The sequence below is a fragment of the Paenibacillus sp. FSL R7-0210 genome (assembly GCF_038009085.1).
GTDB classification, from domain to species: Bacteria; Bacillota; Bacilli; order Paenibacillales; family Paenibacillaceae; genus Paenibacillus_AQ; species Paenibacillus_AQ silagei.
In genome coordinates, this window is sequence record NZ_JBBPAR010000001.1 from 3,005,695 (window position 1) to 3,025,125 (window position 19,431).

18 protein-coding genes are annotated in these 19,431 nt (G+C 54.7%); 5 read left to right on the plus strand and 13 right to left on the minus strand.

Annotated features, from left to right (window positions below; translation table 11 throughout):
• Window positions 1-24: 24 nt before the first annotated feature.
• Complete coding sequence (locus tag MKY64_RS13090) at window positions 25-1,026, minus strand: aldo/keto reductase (RefSeq protein ID WP_036729236.1); 1,002 nt, start codon at window positions 1,024-1,026, stop codon at window positions 25-27.
• A 293-nt stretch (window positions 1,027-1,319) separates the two neighbouring features.
• Here MKY64_RS13090 and MKY64_RS13095 point away from each other — a divergent pair, with 293 nt between their 5' ends.
• Window positions 1,320-1,991, plus strand: a complete 672-nt coding sequence (locus tag MKY64_RS13095) for a tetratricopeptide repeat protein (protein WP_209873199.1) — start codon at window positions 1,320-1,322, stop codon at window positions 1,989-1,991.
• 406 nt (window positions 1,992-2,397) lie between these two features.
• On the opposite strand, the gene MKY64_RS13100 is transcribed toward MKY64_RS13095, so the two are convergent.
• Window positions 2,398-3,708 carry an ABC transporter substrate-binding protein gene (locus MKY64_RS13100; RefSeq protein WP_340958077.1) on the minus strand — a complete coding sequence of 437 codons (1,311 nt, stop codon included), beginning with the start codon at window positions 3,706-3,708 and terminating at the stop codon, window positions 2,398-2,400.
• Here MKY64_RS13100 and MKY64_RS13105 point away from each other — a divergent pair.
• The gene (locus MKY64_RS13105) at window positions 3,692-3,889 is read left to right on the plus strand and encodes a hypothetical protein (protein ID WP_339256147.1); all 198 of its coding nucleotides are present in this window, start codon (window positions 3,692-3,694) and stop codon (window positions 3,887-3,889) included. The genes MKY64_RS13100 and MKY64_RS13105 overlap by 17 nt on opposite strands.
• Here the strand turns inward: MKY64_RS13105 and MKY64_RS13110 are convergent.
• Genes MKY64_RS13110 through MKY64_RS13125 form a run of 4 tightly spaced genes read right to left on the minus strand, consistent with a single transcriptional unit; the run spans window position 3,882 to window position 8,062 of the window.
• Entirely contained in the window at window positions 3,882-4,991 is a 1,110-nt protein-coding gene (locus MKY64_RS13110) for a glycoside hydrolase family 172 protein (protein WP_340953405.1), read from the minus strand. The two genes, MKY64_RS13105 and MKY64_RS13110, sit on opposite strands and share 8 nt — an antisense overlap.
• A gap of 43 nt (window positions 4,992-5,034) precedes the next feature.
• On the minus strand, window positions 5,035-5,883 hold the full coding sequence (locus MKY64_RS13115) for a carbohydrate ABC transporter permease (RefSeq protein ID WP_340953406.1): 849 nt from the start codon (window positions 5,881-5,883) through the stop codon (window positions 5,035-5,037).
• Window positions 5,884-5,893: 10 nt separating this feature from the next.
• On the minus strand, window positions 5,894-6,769 hold the full coding sequence (locus MKY64_RS13120; RefSeq protein WP_036729248.1) for a carbohydrate ABC transporter permease: 876 nt from the start codon (window positions 6,767-6,769) through the stop codon (window positions 5,894-5,896).
• Between the two features lie 24 nt (window positions 6,770-6,793).
• Window positions 6,794-8,062 (minus strand): ABC transporter substrate-binding protein, encoded by a 1,269-nt coding sequence (locus MKY64_RS13125; protein WP_339256141.1) that lies wholly within the window; start codon window positions 8,060-8,062, stop codon window positions 6,794-6,796.
• Window positions 8,063-8,239: 177 nt separating this feature from the next.
• On the opposite strand from MKY64_RS13125, the gene MKY64_RS13130 reads away from it, so the two are divergent.
• Both MKY64_RS13130 and MKY64_RS13135 read left to right on the plus strand, forming a co-directional pair.
• A complete protein-coding gene (locus MKY64_RS13130) occupies window positions 8,240-10,051 on the plus strand; it encodes a cache domain-containing sensor histidine kinase (protein WP_340953409.1) in 1,812 nt (603 codons plus the stop codon).
• Window positions 10,052-10,055: 4 nt separating this feature from the next.
• Window positions 10,056-11,663: a response regulator transcription factor gene (locus MKY64_RS13135; RefSeq protein WP_340953411.1), complete on the plus strand. Its 1,608-nt coding sequence runs from the start codon at window positions 10,056-10,058 to the stop codon at window positions 11,661-11,663.
• A 52-nt stretch (window positions 11,664-11,715) separates the two neighbouring features.
• On the opposite strand, the gene MKY64_RS13140 is transcribed toward MKY64_RS13135, so the two are convergent.
• From MKY64_RS13140 to rpiA, 7 genes are all read right to left on the minus strand, one after another.
• Window positions 11,716-12,861: a DUF4179 domain-containing protein gene (locus tag MKY64_RS13140; protein WP_340953413.1), complete on the minus strand. Its 1,146-nt coding sequence runs from the start codon at window positions 12,859-12,861 to the stop codon at window positions 11,716-11,718.
• Entirely contained in the window at window positions 12,858-13,391 is a 534-nt protein-coding gene (locus MKY64_RS13145) for a sigma-70 family RNA polymerase sigma factor (protein ID WP_340953414.1), read from the minus strand. Before MKY64_RS13145 ends, MKY64_RS13140 begins: the two co-directional genes overlap by 4 nt.
• A 201-nt stretch (window positions 13,392-13,592) precedes the next feature.
• Entirely contained in the window at window positions 13,593-16,751 is a 3,159-nt protein-coding gene (locus MKY64_RS13150) for an MMPL family transporter (protein WP_340953416.1), read from the minus strand.
• Entirely contained in the window at window positions 16,748-17,200 is a 453-nt protein-coding gene (locus MKY64_RS13155; RefSeq protein ID WP_036729268.1) for a MarR family winged helix-turn-helix transcriptional regulator, read from the minus strand. Before MKY64_RS13155 ends, MKY64_RS13150 begins: the two co-directional genes overlap by 4 nt.
• A gap of 227 nt (window positions 17,201-17,427) precedes the next feature.
• Complete coding sequence (locus tag MKY64_RS13160; RefSeq protein ID WP_339313952.1) at window positions 17,428-17,868, minus strand: GNAT family N-acetyltransferase; 441 nt, start codon at window positions 17,866-17,868, stop codon at window positions 17,428-17,430.
• A gap of 60 nt (window positions 17,869-17,928) precedes the next feature.
• Window positions 17,929-18,435 (minus strand): VanZ family protein, encoded by a 507-nt coding sequence (locus tag MKY64_RS13165; protein WP_340953418.1) that lies wholly within the window; start codon window positions 18,433-18,435, stop codon window positions 17,929-17,931.
• On the minus strand, window positions 18,404-19,084 hold the full coding sequence (gene rpiA, locus MKY64_RS13170; protein WP_340958078.1) for a ribose-5-phosphate isomerase RpiA: 681 nt from the start codon (window positions 19,082-19,084) through the stop codon (window positions 18,404-18,406). Before rpiA ends, MKY64_RS13165 begins: the two co-directional genes overlap by 32 nt.
• 125 nt (window positions 19,085-19,209) lie before the next feature.
• Here rpiA and MKY64_RS13175 point away from each other — a divergent pair, with 125 nt between their 5' ends.
• Window positions 19,210-19,407 (plus strand): hypothetical protein, encoded by a 198-nt coding sequence (locus MKY64_RS13175; protein ID WP_036729275.1) that lies wholly within the window; start codon window positions 19,210-19,212, stop codon window positions 19,405-19,407.
• Window positions 19,408-19,431: the final 24 nt, after the last annotated feature.

The following is a 19,431-nucleotide window of genomic DNA, read 5'->3' on the forward strand; positions in this document are numbered from 1 at the left end:
ATGAAGAGCTGCCCGAACTCCGGGTTACTTCTTCAAGGCAGCCCAGGAGGCCTCATTCAGCAGCTCCAGCTCCTCCGGCTCCAGCCGGAAGGTCATGGTGCCGACATTCTCCCGGGCATGACGGACCTTGGAAGCGCCGGGAATCGCAACTACGGTGTCGCCATGATAATGAATCAGCCAATTAAGTGCAATCTGTCCCGGTGTACACCCGTATTTGTCAGCCAGTGCGGTCAGGGAGGTGATCAGCGGCTTGCTGCGGGCCAGGCTCTTGTCGTCCAGGCCGGACATCATCCGCCGGGAACGCGAGACTGCCTTAATCTGCGACGGATCTGCGTGGAACCGTCCGGTCAGGATACCCTGCTGGAGCGGGGAATAGGCGATGATCGAGATACCTAGCTCCTTGGCCGCAGCCATGATGCCGTTCTGATCGATGCTGCGGTGCAGCAGATTGTATTTGACCTGATTGGAGACCAGGGTAAGTCCGTAGGTCTGCAAGATACGGTGCGCTTCCACCATCTGCTTAGCTGAATAATTGCTTACCCCTACATACCTGATTTTGCCGGCCTGTACCAGTCCCGCCATTGCTTTCATCTCACTGGCAATCGAGGATAAGGAGAACGGCTGGTGGATCTGGTACAGATCAATGCCTCTGCCGCCCAGGCAAGCAATCCGCTGATCAATCGTGGAGGTAATCGAGCCTGCTGTCCGCAGCATCGGCCACCATTTGGTCGCAATCAGCGGAGCCGCATGCGGGTTGCCTTCCTGCTGAAGCTGATCCAGCACATGAGCCAATGCTTCCTCCGATTTGCCTCCACCATAGATTTCTGCGGTATCCACCCAGTTCATGCCGCCTTCCAGGCTGACCCGTACGATATCCAGAATATCCGCGTCTGTGATATTGCTCCAGTAGCGGCCTACGATTCCGCTTCCCCGGCTGAACTGCCAGCAGCCCAGGCCAAGCGGAGATACCGATAGCTCAGAGCGTCCCAGAGGTCGCAGCTGTACCTTGCTTGCCAATGTCTCCACGGTTCATCCTTCTTTCCAAGTGTTAGTTGAATACACTGTTATATAAGAGCTAATCTAGCGATGAGACAATCTGACTGTACACAAAGCTTATGACTTCGGCAGCAGCCTGTCAATGACAGCAGTGCAGGCAGGAGCTGGGGGCTTATGGATCACCTGGAACTGGATAACCGACCCCCAGTCTCTTTTATCGTGGCCTCTAAAAAGGTTGATATGGTATAATTACCCTGCCTATTCGTATCCAATTTGCAGGAAGCACAAATGAACCACAAAAGTAATGGAGGGAATTCATATTCATGATTAAAATTCTAGGTTTCCTGCTGCTGTACCGTCTGCTCGGCAATCCCTTTCTGGCCCTAATCATTCTGCTCGTCGTTCTATATTTCGTAGACCGCCGTTATGTCGGCATTCTACCCAGCTTCTCCAAGCCTTTCCGCCGCAGCCGCCAGATGTCCAGGCTGCGGACGGCCATTGCCCAGAACCCGAACGATGTCACCGCCAAATTCGATCTGGCCCGGCTGCTGATTGAGCGCAAGCGCTACAGCGAGGCCAAGGAGCTGCTGACGGCCATCGCCGACCGTTATGAGACCTCGGCTGAATACTGGGTGGAGCTCGGATACGCCAACCTCAAGCTGGGCCAGCTTGCCGAAGGCGAAGCCCAGATGCTTCAAGGCCTTGAGATCAACCGCAGAGCCCAATATGGACAGCCTTACCTCCGTCTGGCCGAGACCTTCCGGCATATCGACCAGGACAAGGCGCTCCATTATGTGAGCCAATTCCAGGAGATCCAGACCTCCTCCAGCGAAGCCTATTATCTGGCCGGCTCCATGTACAAGACACTGGGCCGGACAGACGATGCCAAGCGCGCTTTTGAGGAATCGCTTGCCGTCTACCGTTCCTTGCCCAAATACAAGAAACGCCAGGAACGCGGCTGGGCGCTGCGCAGTTATTTTGCGAAGCCGCGTTAGGTATCTTAGCTATATTTCCAGCACAAATAGCCTCCGGTCCCACTGAATTGTGGAGACTGGAGGCTATTATGCTATTTTCCAGGTATTTGGTTTTCACATACGCTCTGAAGTTTATATTCTCTCACCGGCCGCTTGTAAGGAGCAGTATTGTTGCACATTTTGCAGGATTTCTCTATAAATGTTAGTGGCTGAGGAGCAATGTTGCATCATTTGCAGGATTTCCGGTGGTTAGAGCAAGTTAAAGCTGGATTTGTTACATTTTGTGCAGAATTTCAGCATAGACAGCTTCTATGGGGCAGCATTGTTGCACTTATTGCAGGATTTCTCTAAAACTGCTACTGACTATGGAGCGTGGGAGCCATCCCTCAGCGCAGCAGCCCCCATTGTATTACTGTCCCGCTTCAAATCACTCCGGGCTGTCATGTGTAACCCCCCGCGCCGAATCCCAGATCCGCTGGAATTCAGCCAGCAGCTTCTCGCGGCCGATCTGGCCGCCGATGTAAGCCTGCATCTGCACACTCATCTGCGAGGTGGTTGCCTCGTATCCCGGGTAGCGCTGCCATAGCCAGGGAAGTGTCTTGCCGGCCTTCATGTACGACATAATGTCGTCAGCGAGTGGTCCTAATCGGCCTTCCGGGACCGGTATGCTCTTAAGAGCGGGAATCAGCCGAGCATCGTCCACGACGAACTTCTTGCCAACTTCAGAGCTGGCCAGCCAGCGCAAGAACGCCTTGGCCTCCTCCTTCATCACCGAGTTCTTAAACACGACCCAGTAATTCGCCACCCCGATCTGAAGCTTATCCATCTTAGCGCTGTCATCGTTCACCGGCATGGGCAGGAAGCCGATGTCCAGACCCGGAGCCAGCTTGTCCAGCTGCAGCTGTGTCCAGCTCCCCTGCTGCATCATCGCTGCCTGACCCTTGGCAAAATGCATCACTTGGGTATAGTAATCCGTCTGTAGCGGCGCCGCCTGACCATATTCCAGGGTGAGGTCAATCAGATCCAGCCAGCTGTCAAATATGCTGTTACCGGTCAGCTTGGCACTGCCGCTGCTGACCTCATCAATAAATTCCGCCGGATCAGGCTGCAGGGCAAAGGCGGTATTCAGCAGGTGATTGCCGAGTACCCACCATTCCGCATAGCCGTTCTCGAACGGCCGGATGCCGGCCGCTTGAAGCTGCTCCGCCGCTGCTCTCAGCCCGCTGAGCGTCACCGGCGGGGTTTCAATACCCGCCTTGCGGAACAGGGTCTTGTTGTAAATAAACCCCCAGCCTTCCATAGCAAGCGGCATCCCGTAGATCCGCCCGTCCTTCATTGTGGCGGGTCTGGCCAGCTCCTGTATCTCCTCCGCCCACGGTTCACTGCTCAGATCCTCCAGGTACTCCTCCCACAGATCAAGATCCTTATACCCGGCCACGAAGAACAGATCGGGCTTGTCGCCGGAGTTAAACCTCGTCTTCAGCTCCGCGCTGTAATCGCAGCCCCCGCCGCAGGTATCCAGCTCAATGGGCACGCCGGTTTCTTCCTGATACTGCTGCGTCAGCGCATTCAATTGCTCCGCCATCTCCACCTTGAAGTTGAAGATTTTCAGCGGCCGCCCGGAGTTCCCGGCATCTTCCACCTGAGTTCTCCCGGCATCTGACTCATAGACGACGCCGTTTCTTCCCCCGCAGGCCGTCACTGCAACAGTGAGCAGGAGCATGACTGCGATTAACATCACCTGCCTGGAACTCATTATCTCTCGTCTGGATCTCATCATCGCCCGCCTGGATCTCATCGCATCGTCTCCCCCTTCGCCGCAAGCTGGCTGGCTTTACAACCAGTATAAACGCCATTCCCAGCGGGAAGATACGAAGAAATATTTACCTGCGCTTTATCTCGGCCTGCGCCTTATCTAGGCCAACGCTCTTCCTTGGACGCCAGCGGCCCGAACGGCTGGTGTGGCTCCGTCTGGTACCAGTAGGCCACCGAGGCCACATCGTCTTGACGCTCGAACAGGCCTTTTTTATAGACTCCAATCTGCTGTACCGTCACTTTAAAATCCTCATGGAACCGGATCGGGTCCAGAATATGCCAGCGGTAGAACCCGCGCATCGGCGGCGCGTCGTCGTTATGATAGAAATTATGAACCTCCTCATCGTGAGCGGAATAATACGGGTAGCCCATGTAAGGCGTACAGTACGTGTTCTCCACGGTCCTGCCGTTCTGCTGTGTTGCAAAGCTCCAAGCACCCCCGAAATAATCCTCCATCCCCGTGCCGCAGATCGTCGGATATTCATCGTCTCCGTCGATGTACATCTTCAGTTCGCCTTCCCCCCACCAATACCGCTCCAGCGTCGTCAGCGCGATATAGGTTCCCACGTACTGTCCGCGGCCCTTCACATGGTCCAGAATAACGTAATCCTCCGCTTTGCTCGTGATCCGCTGCCGTCTCCACTGGGCGTGAAAATAGGCGGTCTCTTCAGGCAGTTCATCATGCAGGCAGTAATCGACCTGATAAAAAAGAGCCGGAATCGGCGCTTCATGCTGGTTCTCAATTTCAATTCTCGCCTTACGCCGGAACGGCATCGGGAAGTAGCAGTTGAAGCCCCGTGTCGGATTGACGACCATCGCCTGGGAATTGACGGTGCAGCCCCTCCCGAAGCCGTTGCAGAAGAAATCCCCGAGTGGACTTTCCACGGAAGGCTCTGTCTCATCGTCCCAATACATGCGCAGCACCAGGTCCCTTAAGACAAAAGTGTCCGCATCAGTCCGGTCGGTAACAGTGATCCAGATATGTTCAATAATGCCGGGGCCATCAATGTCGGCCAGCAGGGCAGTGGCGCCGGGAGCAACGTCCCGGATGCAGGGCGAGCCTTTGCGGCAAGGGCCGAGATGGCTGGCCGCCATGCCTCCCTTGCCCTTCTCCCCTTTCGGATTCTCTGCGTTAACGGCCCGGCTGCGGCCGGCTTTGAGCAGGGGAAGCGCCGACAGCCCTCCCAGAAACGGATGTTCAACCATAGTAACAGACTCCTCTCATTTTCTTTTTCTAATCATCAGCTAATCAGCCCTTAACTCCGCCGGCCATAATTCCCTCCATAATCTGTCTCTGGAAGATCGCTACGAACACGATAATCGGCAAAATAATGATCCAGCCCATCGCGCTGACCAGATCCCACGGCACGGCGTACATATTGTCTCTTAGTGGCAATTGCGTAATGGCCGTGGACAGCACCGAGATTCCATTGGAGTAGAACAGCGGCGTGAAGAAGTTATTCAGGCAGGTAATAAAGTTGACGATGCAGACCGTCGCCAGCGCCGGACGGAGCAGCGGAACGGTAACGTAAATCAGTGACTGGACAAATCCGCAGCCGTCAATCGCCGCCGACTCCTCGATCGAAACCGGGATATCGTTCAGATAGTTTTGCAGAATCAGAATGGTGAACGGAAGAATGCCGCTGATATACAAAATAATCAGTCCGGTATGCGTATCGTACAGATGCACGCTGCGCAGGAAATCGTACAGCGGCCGGGCGGTGACGACGTCGGGAATCAGCATGGAGGCCAGCAGGAAGCCGGTGGCAATGGCAAGCCCCCTGGTGCGGAACCGGGCGAAGCTGAAGGCAGCCATCACGGACACGATCATCCCGATCAGAATCGACAGCCCGATGATAATGGCAGTATCCCAGATTTTCGGCAGCAGTCCCACGTTCTCAATCAGGTAGCGGTAGCTGGCAAGTGTCGGATGGTCCGGCCAGTATTTAATGGGTTTCGAGAACAGCTCCCCCGCCGGGGTAATAGACGAAATAAAAATCCACCAGAGCGGAAACAGAATCAGAAAGGCAACGATCAGCGCCAGTCCCCACATGAGCAGGGTGAGCGGCAGCGGTCTGTGGTTGTGAGTGGTCATCATACATCGCTCCTTAGTAATCTACGCGCTTGGCGGCCGACATGCTGAGCCCGCTGAGCAAGGCCATGACCAGAAACAGTACGACCGCAATGGCGGCAGCATAGCCCGTGTTGAGATTCGTAAATGCCTCGGTCGTTACCCGGTAGGCGATCAGTGCCGTGCTCTCTCCGGGTCCCCCGCTCGTCATCGCATACACGACATCAAAGGACGTAATCCGCCACATGGTGAAGAAAATGCTCAGCATCAGAATGTTGCGTGACAGCAGCGGCAGGGTGATGCTGAAGAAGGAACGGACCGGGCCTGCCCCGTCGATTTTAGCCGCTTCATACATTTCCGAAGATATAAACTGCAGTCCGGCCAACACCAGAATGGCGAAGAAGGGCAGATCCTTCCACAGATCAACGGCAATAACCGCAAAACGCGCCGTATTCGTATGGATCAGCCAGTCCAGCGTAAAGCCAGGGTTAAACCAGCGGACAAAATCGTTAATCAGCCCGTACTCGTTATTGAACGCCCACTTCGAGGCCATAGCGATGACCACCATAGGCATGGCCCAGGGCAGCAGCACAATTGTCCGCAGTACCTTTTGTCCGGCGAATTTCATGTTGAGAATTAGCGCCAGCGCAATGCCGAGCACGATGTGGCCGAGCATGGAGCCTGCAACGAATATAGCTGTAAATTCAATAGAAGTGATGACCTTGGAATCCTGAAACAACTGAATAAAATTATCGAAGCCAACGAACTCGTGAATCCCCCGCAGCAGCTTGACATCATACAGGCTGATGCGGAACGTTTCAATGATGGGATAGATCGTGGTGAACACCCGGATGATCAGCGCGGGGAGCACTAGCATCCACGCTATCACCCAGTATTTTCGGCTGGCATACATGGACAGCGCCCCTTTCCTGCGGCATTACTGGTAACGTTCAACCGCATCCTGCGCTTTTTGGCAGAATTCGTCCAGCGTGATTTTATCCTGAATATAGTTCTGGAACAGCGTGCCCATCTCGGCGATGAACTCCATTGTCTGCGGCAGCATAGGGCGTCCGTGAACCTCATTGGTGGACTGAATTTCTGTATAGATGTCCTTAATATCGCCGGTCACGGCTTCGTTTGCAGCAACATCTGCTCTGGCCGGGTAGCGGTCAAAATTCTTCCAGCTGTTCAACTCGCCGTCCTCGCTGGCTGCGTACTTCAGAAATTTGATCGCCGCCGCTTTGTTTTTGGAAGCCGAATTCAGCACATAGCTCCAGGAATCCGTGAAAATGCTGCGTTTCGCAAACTTAGGCATATTGACCATATGGATTTGGTCGGGACCATACCGGTTCGCCTGCTTATAATCCGTACCTGTCCCCCACATGAACACTGAGGCGTATTTGCCGTCGATAAACTTCTGGTTCATCTGCTCATATTTGTCCGCGATCTGATCGACCGGCGTTACCTTCCACGTGTTGGCCATGTCATACATGAACTTGACCGCCTCCCGGCTGTTCTCATTGGTCCAATCGTAGTAGTCGCCCCCGAACAAATTGACGAAGGTGGCAATTTCGTTGAAGACGTAAGTCTTTTCCCAGGAGCCACCGTACCCGTACTGCCCGTCCTTGGTCGAAGCCTTCAGGAACTTTTCAAAATCCTCCTTGGTTTCGATCGAGGTCATCCCGGCCGCATCCAGCTTCTTCTGGTCGATCCACAGTCCGAGATACCCTGTATAGCTTGGCACGCCGAGCACATCGCCTTTAGCGGAGGTCAGCATATCCTTCATGTAGCCCTGCGGAAGCTGCTTCATAATATCCTCTGTCAGCACCGTATCCTGCAGCGGGTCCAACCAACCGGCGTTTTTGAAAGACGTAGCCATTTCATCATTGACTTCCAGAATGTCCACCGTACTGTCCCCGGAAGAAAGAATCGTGGAAATCTTCTGCTGGCGGGTATCCGAATCGGTCGGCGCGGCGACCCAGTTGATTTTGACCCCGCTTTTCTCCTGCGCTTCCTCCAGCCAGGCCTGAAAATTCGGGTTGGTGGATTGAATGGTATAGAGCGTAATTTCATCCTTGCCGCCTGCTGCACCGGAATCCGCGCTGTTCGCGCCGCTTCCTGCATTAGAGCCTCCGTTCGAGCATCCGGCCGTTAATACTGCCAGTGACAGCGAGCCTGCCATCAGTAGAGAAGACCATTTTTTCATGCCTTAACCTCCCTGTGTTTATCCTGTAAGCGCTTTACACGATCAGTATACTAACTTTACCGGGAACGGGAATACAGCCGGTGTTGACCAAAAATGTGTAAGATTGTGACCCTATTGACCCTTCCTTGGAAGCGGTGCTAGACTGTAGACCAATCTGCGGAATAAGGAGGAACGCCATTGCGGTACCGTAGCTTCCGAGGCAGTATACGCTACAAGCTGAGTGTCTTTCTGATGGCCGCCATTCTCGTGCCGATCGCTGCCTCAATTCTAATCTCCTATTTCTACACCAAACACTCCTTGAAGAATGACGCGATCCGCGAAAATTCAAATACGGTCCGCCAAGGGACCACCAGCCTGATGGGGCAGCTGAACGCCATGAACAATATCTCGCTGAACGCCTACAATAACCTCAGGATGACGAATAGCCTGTACAACATTCTGGTGCAGGGCCGGAGCGACTTCATGGTGGAGAATAATATATATTCCGGTCTTCATGCCATCGAGCAATCCAGCAGGGACATTCAACAGGTCTATTTGTATTCGGATCTTGCCGACCAGTCCTGGCTGCTGATTGACGGCTACCTGAAGCGCGAGCCGGGCAGCGGCGGATTAGACGGCCATTTCGTGCAGCCGGTTGACAAAAACGATCCTTATCTGGAGCCGCCCCATCCTTCACATAATTACGGCATGGAGGAATTCCCGTACAGCCCGTCCAACACCGTATTTACGATTCACCGTCCGGTGTACCGGGCGCCGCTCAAGGAGCGGATCGGGGTGCTGTCAATCGACTTCAAGCTGGATGAATTCCGCAGCATTATGAACATGCTCTATGATAAAGGACAAGAGAATATCTATCTGCTGGACGACACCGGAACTGCCGTCTATACGTCCAGGGAAGATGAAATCGGCACCAAACCTGATTATGCCTGGCTGCAGCATGCCCGGTACAGCTTCGCGGGGGCCGGCCACTTCTACTGGAACAGGGACGGGGACTTCAATGGCATCGTCGTATTCGAGAAGTTCGAGCTGATCGGGCGTATCTGGACCGTCGCTAAGCAGATCCCGGACAGCTACCTGTACAGCAACGCGGCCAGCGTGCTGCGCATTAATATGCTTGTGCTGCTGACCTGTCTGTTCATTGCGATCGCCGCCGCGCTGTTCGTTTCGGTCATGGTCACCGCTCCGATCAAGCGGCTGACCGAATCGATCCGCAGGATCAAGCTCGGCAAGCTGCAGTTCGACGGCGATCCTGACCGCAGCGACGAGGTTGGCGTGCTCGGGAGCGCAATCAAGAACATGGTCGATACGATCGACAATCTGATTATGCGGGAGCTGAGGCTGGAGCTGGCCAACAAGGATAACCAGTTAAAAGCGCTTCAGGCTCAGATTAATCCGCATTTTATTTTTAATACGCTGCAGTCTATCGGCTCTGTGGCCCTGCACCATAAGGTGCCCAGGATTTACGAGCTCACCTCCTCCCTCGGTCTCATGATGCGCTACAACATGAACACAGAGGAGCCGGTCGTGCCGCTCTCCAAGGAGATTGCCCATGCCCAGGCTTACCTGGAGCTGCAGCAGCAGCGGTTCAAGGACAGGCTCCGCCACCGCATTGAGATCAGAGGGGAGGCTGACTTAAATACACCGGTTCCCAAAATGATTCTGCAGCCGCTTGTCGAGAACTGCTTCAAGCACGGCTTTGAAGGAGCGGAGCAGGCCGAGATTGGCATTGTAGTCGAAGTCAGCGGTGACACGCTAAGTATTACAGTCTCCGACAACGGTCCCGGCGTCACCCCGGAGCGCCTGCTGGAGCTAGAGCGGCAGATAGCCGGTGAACAGCCGGGCGGCATGGAAGGCGGCAGCATCGGGCTGATGAATGTCGTCTCCCGGCTGCGCTTGTTCTTTAACGATCAAGCAGATGTAATACTTGGGCATGCGGAGCCTCACGGTTTCAACGTTCAGATTAGAATCCCACTGACGGAAGGGGCGTAACACCATGAAAGTGCTGATCGTGGACGATGAAGCCGACGTAAGAGATTCTATCCGGCTGCTTGTGGACTGGGAGGAATACGGCATTACGGACATTCTGGAGGCCTGCGACGGGGAAACGGCGCTGACACTGATTATGCGCGAGCGGCCGGAGATTATCTTTACCGATATGAAAATGCCCAATATGGACGGCATGGCGCTGCTGCAATGGATTGAGGACAAGTCCCCGTTCTCCAAGCGGATCGTGATCAGCGGTTATGACGATTATGCTTACATCCGCAACACCATCAAGCATGGCGGAATGGACTATCTCCTGAAGCCGATCAACCGCAGCGAGCTGCTTGAGGCAGTCAACAGTGCCGCAAACGCATGGCGCAAGGACGAGGAAGCGCGCAGTCTCAACATCCAGCGGGAGGTAGAGATCAACAAAACGCTGCCTATGTATTGGGACAAAACACTCTCGGCCCTCGTCTCCCAGCCTGGCTCCCAGGCGGGAGCCGCTGACGAGCTAAGTGCTGCCTTCGGATGGCCGGCGGGGGCGGAATGCCGGGTTGTCCTGCTGCTGACCGATCCGCTTCCGCGCACCGTCCTGGGCAAATTCGGGCGCAATCCGGATCTGCTGCATTTTCTGATGGGCAATATCTGCAACGAAGTAATCGGCCCGGTCCGTAACGGTTATGCCTTTAAACATACAGACCCGAATTACGGGCTTGTCCTCCTGCTGACCGGGGAGCTGGGGCAGACCGATGCGAAGCTGAAAGCGATGAATGACGCGCTCTATAAGGTGCTTGGGGCACGTTTCCGCTTTGCCTGCGGAGGCATTGTCTCCTTCCCGCACGGCGTTCACACCGGCTTCCAGCAGACGCTGCAAACGGCGCGCGGAATCTCCTTCCTGGACGATACTCCGCTGATCTATCATTATGGCGGGAACCCGTCTACGCCGCACGCTGCAAGGACTGTGCTGGCTGACTATGCCAGCCGGATCACGACAGCGGTCCACCGGGGGGACACTGCCCAGATTGGACAAGTAATCTCCGCCTGGATGGATGCGGTAGGCAAACGGCAGGCGGTCACATGGGAGGATCTGAAATACTGGCGTTACGAATACGGGCTGCTCAGAAACCGGCTGCTTCAGGACAAGACACCGATGGCCGGCGAGCCTGCCCCCTCTTCCTTCCCCGGGCTGTTCCCGCTGGATGAGAACGGTCGTCTGTCCCTGGGAGAATGGCAGCGGGAGTGGACGGAGGCGTTCACAGAAGTCGCTGACACCCTCAAGGAATCCCGGCTGCAGGAGAACAACGCGATTTATGAGATCAAGCGCTATATTGACCAGCATTACATGGATAATCTGACGCTCCAGCAAATCGCCGGCGAGTTTTTTCTTAGCCGCGAGTATGTGTCCCGGCGCTTCAAGCAGGTGTTCCATGAGAATATTTCGGAATATCTGGAGCGTGTCCGGATCGGTCATGCCAAGCTGCTGCTCGCCGGAGGGGAGCATAGAATAACCTCCGTCGCCGAGATGGTCGGCTACCAGGACGGCCGGTACTTCAGCAAAATCTTCAGTAAGCATACGGGGATGACGCCTAGGGAGTGGCGTAAGGAACCAGGTTATTAACCGCAACACCCTCCGGCTGCTGCATGTTGCAGTGGCCGGAGGGTGTTTCATTTTATGGTATAGGGACGGTCATCTCCAGTTCGGGAATGTACTTATTCTCCCCGTCCTTTAATGTAACGAAAGACTTAATAATCACACGCTCCGGCCTATTCTCAAAAGGTTCAAAGACCATACTATGTGAGAACGTATCCCCTTCACCGCTGCCGCTGATACTAACTGGAACAGCCTGTTGCCCTTGATCATCCCACAGCTCGAACCCGATCATTAAAATCCCCGCATTTTTATATTTTTCTGGAATGGCCTCCTCAATCGCCTTGAGATCCGCGCCTGGGTCTCCTTTAATTTCGGCTAGCAGACGGGTCGATGTCTGGCTCAGTTCCAGCCGTGTGTAACGGAGATGGATATGATCATGTACCTTGATCTCCCCCGGTCCAAGAACAAGGTCGCCCAGAGTATTCTTGCTAACGGGAAACTCAAAGCGAAATGGCTCATCCATTCCATCAATAAGGACTATCATAGTGAGGTTAAACTGGTCAGGGATTTGTAGATTCGGTCCATCCAGTGCTGAAACAATGATAGAGTCAGGTGCGCCGGCACCTCCCTGGGCAAACCCGAATCCGGTATTTACCATTTTCCCGTTCACCAAAAACTCGATATTATTTATTCCGCCTGCTGGCTGCCCCCTGCGGGTCAATAAATCCCACCAGCCCTCCTTTTTTTGATCCTCCTTTGCCTGAACACGGGTCAGCACCACCGAGAAACGGCTTCCGTCATACATTTGTTCAGACACCCTGAGAGTCATTCCATCCAGAGTGACGGTCTGCTCAACATTTGTGGTTAACCCTGCTTCATTTGCTTTTCGCAACCCGGCATCTCCTGCAAGCTGGAATACGCTTGACATGAAGGGCAACTGCTTCAAGGTCTCCGCCATGGCCGGAGAGATGAACCCCAGGCTAATCAGGAGCACCAGCCCTCCAGCCACAGATGCTGCACTGATTACCACCCGGGACAGCCATCGGGGCATTCTTTTACGTCTAACGGTCTCTTGATGTTCTGAAGCCGCCTCCAAGCGAGTCTCATCCTTCCCACTGATGATCTGGTAAGTCTCCTCCATACGCAGATGCACAAGCTCCGGCAGTTCAGGAAGAGTCTCTTCCTGAAGGTCTGCCAGCCTGCTCTCCAACCGCTGCTGGCTCATCCGTTCACCTTCCTTTCTACAGGTTGCTCCAGGGTTTGCTGTAACGTCTTACGGGCGCGGTGCAGCCTGGTCTTGACGGCACTCTCGGACAGCTCAAGCAGCCCGGCAATCTCTTGCACGGTTAACCCCTGATAATAATGCAGCTTAACAATAGTTCTTGATATCTCTTCGAGCCTGCCAATGGCCTGACGCAGATCCATCTCTTCTACGAACGAAGATATGACTTGTACGCTCTCCGGCGGATCGGGCATGACGACTACCCTTTCCCGTCTGCGCAGAATCAAGTTGCATTCGTTGATCAGAATACGAAATAGCCATGTGTTGAAATAAGCCGCTTCTTTCAGTCCTGAGATGGCTTTAAAAGCTTTCAGCACCGTCTCTTGCATCGCATCTGCACAATCCTCGTCACTCCTGACCATGGACTTAGCCATACTGTACATCCGCCGCTCCTGACTCTTCACCAGTTGGATGAAGACCTCGCTGTCACCCGCCTGGGCACGCCTGACCAGCTCCTCTTGTCCGTTATTCAAATATGATTGCCCCCCTTCTTCCGGGAAGCTGCCGCATCCCCATTCAGTGTTTATTTCCATATGCTCTTTAGATGAAGTACAAGTTGATAAGGTTACATCGGCACGGTGATTTTTTATTTTTTTCTGCGTAAACAGCCAAAGAGCAGGCCCCATATAACCGGGAAGCCTGCTCTTTATTTTCATCTCTTGTAATGCAAAACGTTACACATCCAGCGTTCTAGGGTGATCCTCCCCCGCCGCCGGACGGAATGGCCACCAGTTAGCCCGGCCGAACATCCGCACCATCACCGGCACGAAGAACGGCAGGAATACCAGTGCATACAGCGCCAGACCGGACAATACAACCGTCGCAATCTGCATCATCGACAGGACCCCGGAAGGATACATCGAGGCGAATGTACCGCCCAGAATCACTACGGCCGAGAGAATCACAGTTCCCATATTGCGCATAGCATGCAGAATGGCTTCACGCACATCCCAGGTTTTATTCTCGTTGAAGCGTGCCATCAGGAAGATACTGTAGTCCACCCCGAGAGCAATCAGCATGACGAAGCTGAAGAACGGAGTCGTCCAGGTGATCCCTGAATAGTTCAACAGATGAACGAAGATTGCTTCCGTTACCCCAAGTGCAGTGAAGTAAGTGATCAGGAGCGAGACAATCAAATACACTGGCATAACAATCGAACGGAACAGTACCACCAGGATGATGAAAATACCGCCCAGCATCAGAATCACCGTACGTGTGTAATCCTCATTGGAGATTGTCTGCAAATCGCTGTAGGTGCTGGTCACACCACTCATGGCTGTCTCCGCATTCTCCAGCTTGGTGCCGGCCACGGCACGGTCCAACGCTTCCTGAATCTGTCCGACGCTGTCAATAGCCTCCGCGCTGTATGGATTACCCGCGAATACAACATCAATCGTCATGACCTTGCGGTCCCCGGACAGATAGTTATCGAATACCTGCTGCATGCCCTTAGCCTTAAGCGCCTCTGCCGGAACCAGGAACCCGCTCAGCTCATCATCCTTGGCGTCCTGAATCTGCTTAAGGTAATCCTGCGCAGAGCTTAGGCCGCTGGTGATTTGTCCCAGACCATCCGCACTTTGCGTTAGTCCGTCCGTCAGCTGGCCAAGCTGGCCCGTAAGCTCGCCGAACCCGTCAGCAAGCTGTTTCTGCCCGCCTTGCAGCTGTGTAAGCCCGGTGGTGATCGCCGGAAGCTTGCCGACAATCTGCCCCTGGCCGTCTGCCGCCTGCTTCAGGCCGGTTTGCAGCTGGCCGATACCAGCTACCAGCTGATCCAGCCCTTTCGCCAGCGCCGCCTGGCCTGCTGCCGCTTTGGAGTAACCGGCATTGGCCTCGTTCAATCCGGCCGCTGCACCGCTTAGCTGGGCCGAAATCTCGCCCAGTCCTCCAGCCAGTCCCGCAGCTCCGGTACCGCTCTGCGTTACCGTGCCTTTAATCGTCTGGTAATTCACATCCTGGAGCAGCTCAGGGTAGGCGGCTTCCAGTCCAGTGAAGGAAGCTCCCAGACCGTTAAGCGCATCTGCCACGCCTTGAAGCTGTGTCTGCAGACCGGCGAGGCCCCCGTTCAGCGCGGTCAGGCCGCCGCCGATCTTCTTATAGCCTTCGAGCAGCGCAGCGTTTGCATCGGCCAGCTGCTTCGCGCTGGCCGCCGCCTGCGTGAGGCCCGCTTTGATCTCGCCGGCTCCGGCCGAGCCGCTGCGGATGCCGCTCTCGATCCTCGACAAGCCATCGCCCAGCGCATCAATCCCTTTTTTAAGCTCGGCTGTGCCCTCTGTCAGCTTGGCGCTGCCAGAAGCCGCTTCTGTAAGCTTAGGCTCATTCTCCTTCAGCTGCTTACTCGCTTCGCTCAGCCCGTTCTGGATTTTGGTTAAGCCTTCATTACTTTGATCAAGACCGTCTGACAGAGTTGCCACCTGAGTAGGAATTAGGAAGTCATTAATTTGCTCCCCGGTTGGCCGTGACATGCTGCGTACAGCTTTGACACCCTCTACCTTTTCCAGCTCACGGCTGATCTTCTCCGCAAGCCCCATATATTCAGCGGTATCCATCCGGTCATCGTTCTTGATCACTATCTTGCCAGGCATGGATTCGCCCGGACCGAAGCTCTCGGAAATAATATTGAAGCCTTTGACCGAAGCGAAATTCGGCCCGATCTCATCCATGTTGTTGAACGACAGCTTCCCGCTGTAGGTAAGCAGGAACGGCGCAACAATGGCAGCTACAATCAGCAGCGCAGCCCAGGGTCTCTTCAGGGAGAACGAACCGGCCGCTCCCCAGATCCGGCTCTCACTATGTTCCAGCTTGCCGCGTGACGGCCAGAACAGCTTTTGACCCAGTACCGCCATGAAGAACGGAACCACAGTCACGAGCGCCAGCAGCATAACAGCTATGCCGACAGCCACCGCCACCGCCGAACGGTAGAGCATGAACTGGGACAGGCCGATGGCCAGGAAGCCGACGAAGACCGCCAGTCCTGAATAGAAGACTGTTCCTCCGGCTTTCCGGTAAGTAGCGATAATGGCACTGGTAGTATCCTCAGACTGGACAAGCTCCTCCTTGAACCGGCTGATCAGCAGAATGCAGTAATCGGTCCCGATCCCGAACATAACGGCCACCATGAAGATCTGTGTGAAGGTCGACAGCGGGAAATCAAACCGGTCCACCAGAAAAGCCACAATCGACTGGGACACGATATAACTCAGCCCCACCGTTAACAGCGGTACAAACGGCGCCACGACCGAGCGGAACACCACGAACAGGATCAGCAGAATAAACACGACAGTGATATATTCCGACTTCTTCAGCCCGGCTTCCGAGCTGGCAATCGTATCCTCTGTAATCAGTCCTTCACTGGTCATGTAATGGTCCGCAGTGACGTTACCCAGCAGCTCAGCAGACTTTGCCGGGAGCTCCTTGACCGCATCCTCTCCGCCTTGCACCGACAAAGCGACCATAATCGTCTTGCCGTCCCCCGCAATTAGCGTATCCTTCAACTCAGGCTGTGAGAACGGATCTGTAATCGTGCTGAGCTTCAGGGAATCCTTGTTCCCGGCCAGCTGCTCCACACCCTGCTTAATACTCTCGGTGTCTGCGGCCGTCAGCCCCTCAGGCTTATGGAACACCAGGGCCACCTGATGTACCGTCTCCCCGTCCTTGGCCGCAGCGACCTCCTTCATAATCTCCGCAGCCCGCGATGAAGTGTAGCCAGCCGGTACTGAGATTTGCCCCTTCTCCCGGACCAGATCCGACATCCCGGGTGCTGTCAAGAATAACACTAATGCCACAGCCAGCCATACCGCGATAATGGCCCATCTTGCCTTCAAAATCGTTCTCAATTGCTTCTCCCCCCTGCATCCTGCATCAGAAATGCCAGCTTCTCAAACATCGTAATAAACTGCTCAATATTGTTATCCTCGAAATGGAACAAATAAGGGGAGATAACCTCCTGCATTTGCTTATCAGAGGTATGGTAGACGCTCTTCCCATGCTCCGTCATGGTCAGATACACCTGCCTGCGGTCATTCTCGTCCCGGGTCCGCTGGATCATCCCCGCTTCATCCAGCCGGTTGATAATGGCAGTAATCGAGCTTTTGCCTACAGCTACAGCTTCAGACAGATAAGTCGAGGTGCACTTCTCCTGCCCGCTGATCAGCCTAAGAATAAGGAATTGATCCGTCGTCAGACCTTCTCCAAAAATCTCCCGGAGCCTCGCGTTGATCTGCCTGGTGACAACCATATAGGCGTCTACATAGCGGTTGATCCATTCCTCTGCATCTTTCTTCAAAGCTGCTTCCACCTTTCCGGATAATAGTTCACCTATAGAATAGTTTTATAGTAAAACTATATTGTCCTTTGCGTTAAAAGTCAACTGGTTTCATGAATTTTACATTGATATTCATCAGGGGGATTAAATAAGCCTCATGGACGCAAAAAACCACCCTGCACGCAAAGTGCAGAGTGGCTAATATTATAATTTTCACCTATTGCCTCTCCCGATACCGCTCGGCCCGCTTACTCCTCGTCCTCCGTCTCTTCCACCTCATAGACACAGCGGAACATTTCGATGCCGGCAGCGTTCTCGCCCAGGCTGTAGACCATGAAGCCCAGACTGCGGTAAAAGTCAGCGGCAATCTCGTCCTCGGTCTCCGCTATCAGGTAACGTGGCTGACGGGAGGTGACCAGCTCAAGAATCATGCCGCGCGCATATCCTTTACCCCGGTTCTCCGGGAGCACTGCGATATGGCGGATGTCGAGCGAGCCGTCTTCCGTCTCTTCAAATCCGGTGAGTCCGAGCAGCAGCCCGTCCTCTTCCCAGCCGCATAGCTGCATCGCCGCCTGCTCCCTGTATTCTGCCGAAGTGCGCTCCAGCGCATCCGGGTCATCTATAACCGCATAAGCCAGCAGCTCATTCACCTGCGGTGTGCCGACAAGCGGCTTCAAATCAATCAACATATGTCTCATCCTCCTAAAAGTATACCTGACCCGAAATTATACCTGTCCCGGGTGCCTCCGCTATCCCCGCACCAGCCGCAGCAGCGCATACCCTGTCAACACACCCAGCAGGTTAAGCAGCAGATCATCGATATCCAGGCTCCCGACATGCAGCAGCATCTGCAGCAGCTCCAGTATAATGATGCCAAGCGCAGACAGAAGCGTCAGGCGGATAAAAGAACGGTAACCGGTCACCACCAGCGGAAGCAGAATGCCAAAAGGCGCGAATACCGCCACATTCCCCAGAAGATTCACCAGCCTGTTAGCATACGATAATCCGTTAGTCATGTCAAAGTATAAACGCACTGTCCGCAGCGGTTCAAGATTGTAACGGAGCGGCCCGTCCAGCTGAACCGTCCGTCCGAACCCGATGAACATCCAGTATAGCAGCAGTCCGCTATATCCAATCAGCAGCAGCCAGGCCAGGAACCGCCGTCCGGGCGGCAGCGCCTGCTTGGCTGTGGAGGCCTTCCCCTTCCGGCGGCTGGCCTGCGGCTTAGCGATCCTGGCCACCTTCAATAATCTCAATCGTGCCGTCTTTCTTGCCGAGAATCGCCAGATCTGCAATTCCGATGAAGAGGCCGTGCTCGACAACTCCCGGAATACGCTGGAGGGCAAGCGCCAGCTCTGCCGCCGATTCAATCGCTTCAAAACGGCAGTCCGCAATATAATTGCCGTTATCCGTCTTGTACAGGTCTTCTCCGCTGCGCCGCAGCTCCGTCTTACAGCCCAGCTTAGCGAGAGCGGCAACCGTCCACTCCCAGGCGAACGGCACAATCTCCACCGGTAACGGGAACTTCCCGAGCGTGGTCACCGCCTTGCTCTCATCGGCCACAACGATCATGCGGGCGCTGCCCATAGCGACAATCTTTTCCCGCAAAAGCGCACCGCCCCCGCCCTTAATCAGCTGCAGCACCCCGTCCAGCTCATCCGCCCCGTCAATCGTCAGGTCGAGGCTGTCCACATCACTGAACGCTACCAGCGGGATGCCCAGCTCACGGGCCTGATCCTCAGACGCCTGTGAAGTAGCAACGGCTGTAATCTGCAAGCCCTCGCTTACCCGTTCCCCCAGCTTGCGGATGGCCCAGTAAGCAGTGGAGCCTGTTCCCAGGCCCACCCTCATACCGTCCTTCACATATTCGACTGCCTTCTCCGCTGCCAGCTGTTTCACATTGATACTCATTTTATTCCCTCCATGTTATCCGTTATAATGAACGAAGTGGAATGGGCTGTGCCCGTCCACAAGGAATTCTTAGCCTTACTAATCAGCCTGACACTAATAATCCATCAGGAGGCATCCGCATGAGAACCGAGAACCAAATCCAATCCAAAATCAACGAAATGACGCTCCAGCGCAGATCCCTGGAGTCCCGGCTGGCTCCCCTGCCCCCCGGTGACCCGCAGAGGGCCGCGCTAGACGCCCAGCTGACCAGGCTAGAAGATCTGATTCTAATGCTGGAATGGGTATTGAACGCACCCGTAGGCAAGTATCACGCCTGACTTCCGGGCTTCTGCCAGACAGGC

What these genes read in the sequence shown, in the direction of transcription:
- MKY64_RS13095 (WP_209873199.1), top strand. Translation starts at nt 1,320, where the DNA reads ATGATTAAAATTCTAGGTTTCCTGCTGCTGTACCGTCTGCTCGGCAAT.
- MKY64_RS13105 (WP_339256147.1), top strand. Translation starts at nt 3,692, where the DNA reads ATGACTGCGATTAACATCACCTGCCTGGAACTCATTATCTCTCGTCTG.
- MKY64_RS13100 (WP_340958077.1), bottom strand. Translation starts at nt 3,708, where the DNA reads ATGTTAATCGCAGTCATGCTCCTGCTCACTGTTGCAGTGACGGCCTGC.
- MKY64_RS13110 (WP_340953405.1), bottom strand. Translation starts at nt 4,991, where the DNA reads ATGGTTGAACATCCGTTTCTGGGAGGGCTGTCGGCGCTTCCCCTGCTC.
- MKY64_RS13115 (WP_340953406.1), bottom strand. Translation starts at nt 5,883, where the DNA reads ATGATGACCACTCACAACCACAGACCGCTGCCGCTCACCCTGCTCATG.
- MKY64_RS13120 (WP_036729248.1), bottom strand. Translation starts at nt 6,769, where the DNA reads ATGTATGCCAGCCGAAAATACTGGGTGATAGCGTGGATGCTAGTGCTC.
- MKY64_RS13125 (WP_339256141.1), bottom strand. Translation starts at nt 8,062, where the DNA reads ATGAAAAAATGGTCTTCTCTACTGATGGCAGGCTCGCTGTCACTGGCA.
- MKY64_RS13135 (WP_340953411.1), top strand. Translation starts at nt 10,056, where the DNA reads ATGAAAGTGCTGATCGTGGACGATGAAGCCGACGTAAGAGATTCTATC.
- MKY64_RS13140 (WP_340953413.1), bottom strand. Translation starts at nt 12,861, where the DNA reads ATGAGCCAGCAGCGGTTGGAGAGCAGGCTGGCAGACCTTCAGGAAGAG.
- MKY64_RS13160 (WP_339313952.1), bottom strand. Translation starts at nt 17,868, where the DNA reads ATGTTGATTGATTTGAAGCCGCTTGTCGGCACACCGCAGGTGAATGAG.
- MKY64_RS13175 (WP_036729275.1), top strand. Translation starts at nt 19,210, where the DNA reads ATGAGAACCGAGAACCAAATCCAATCCAAAATCAACGAAATGACGCTC.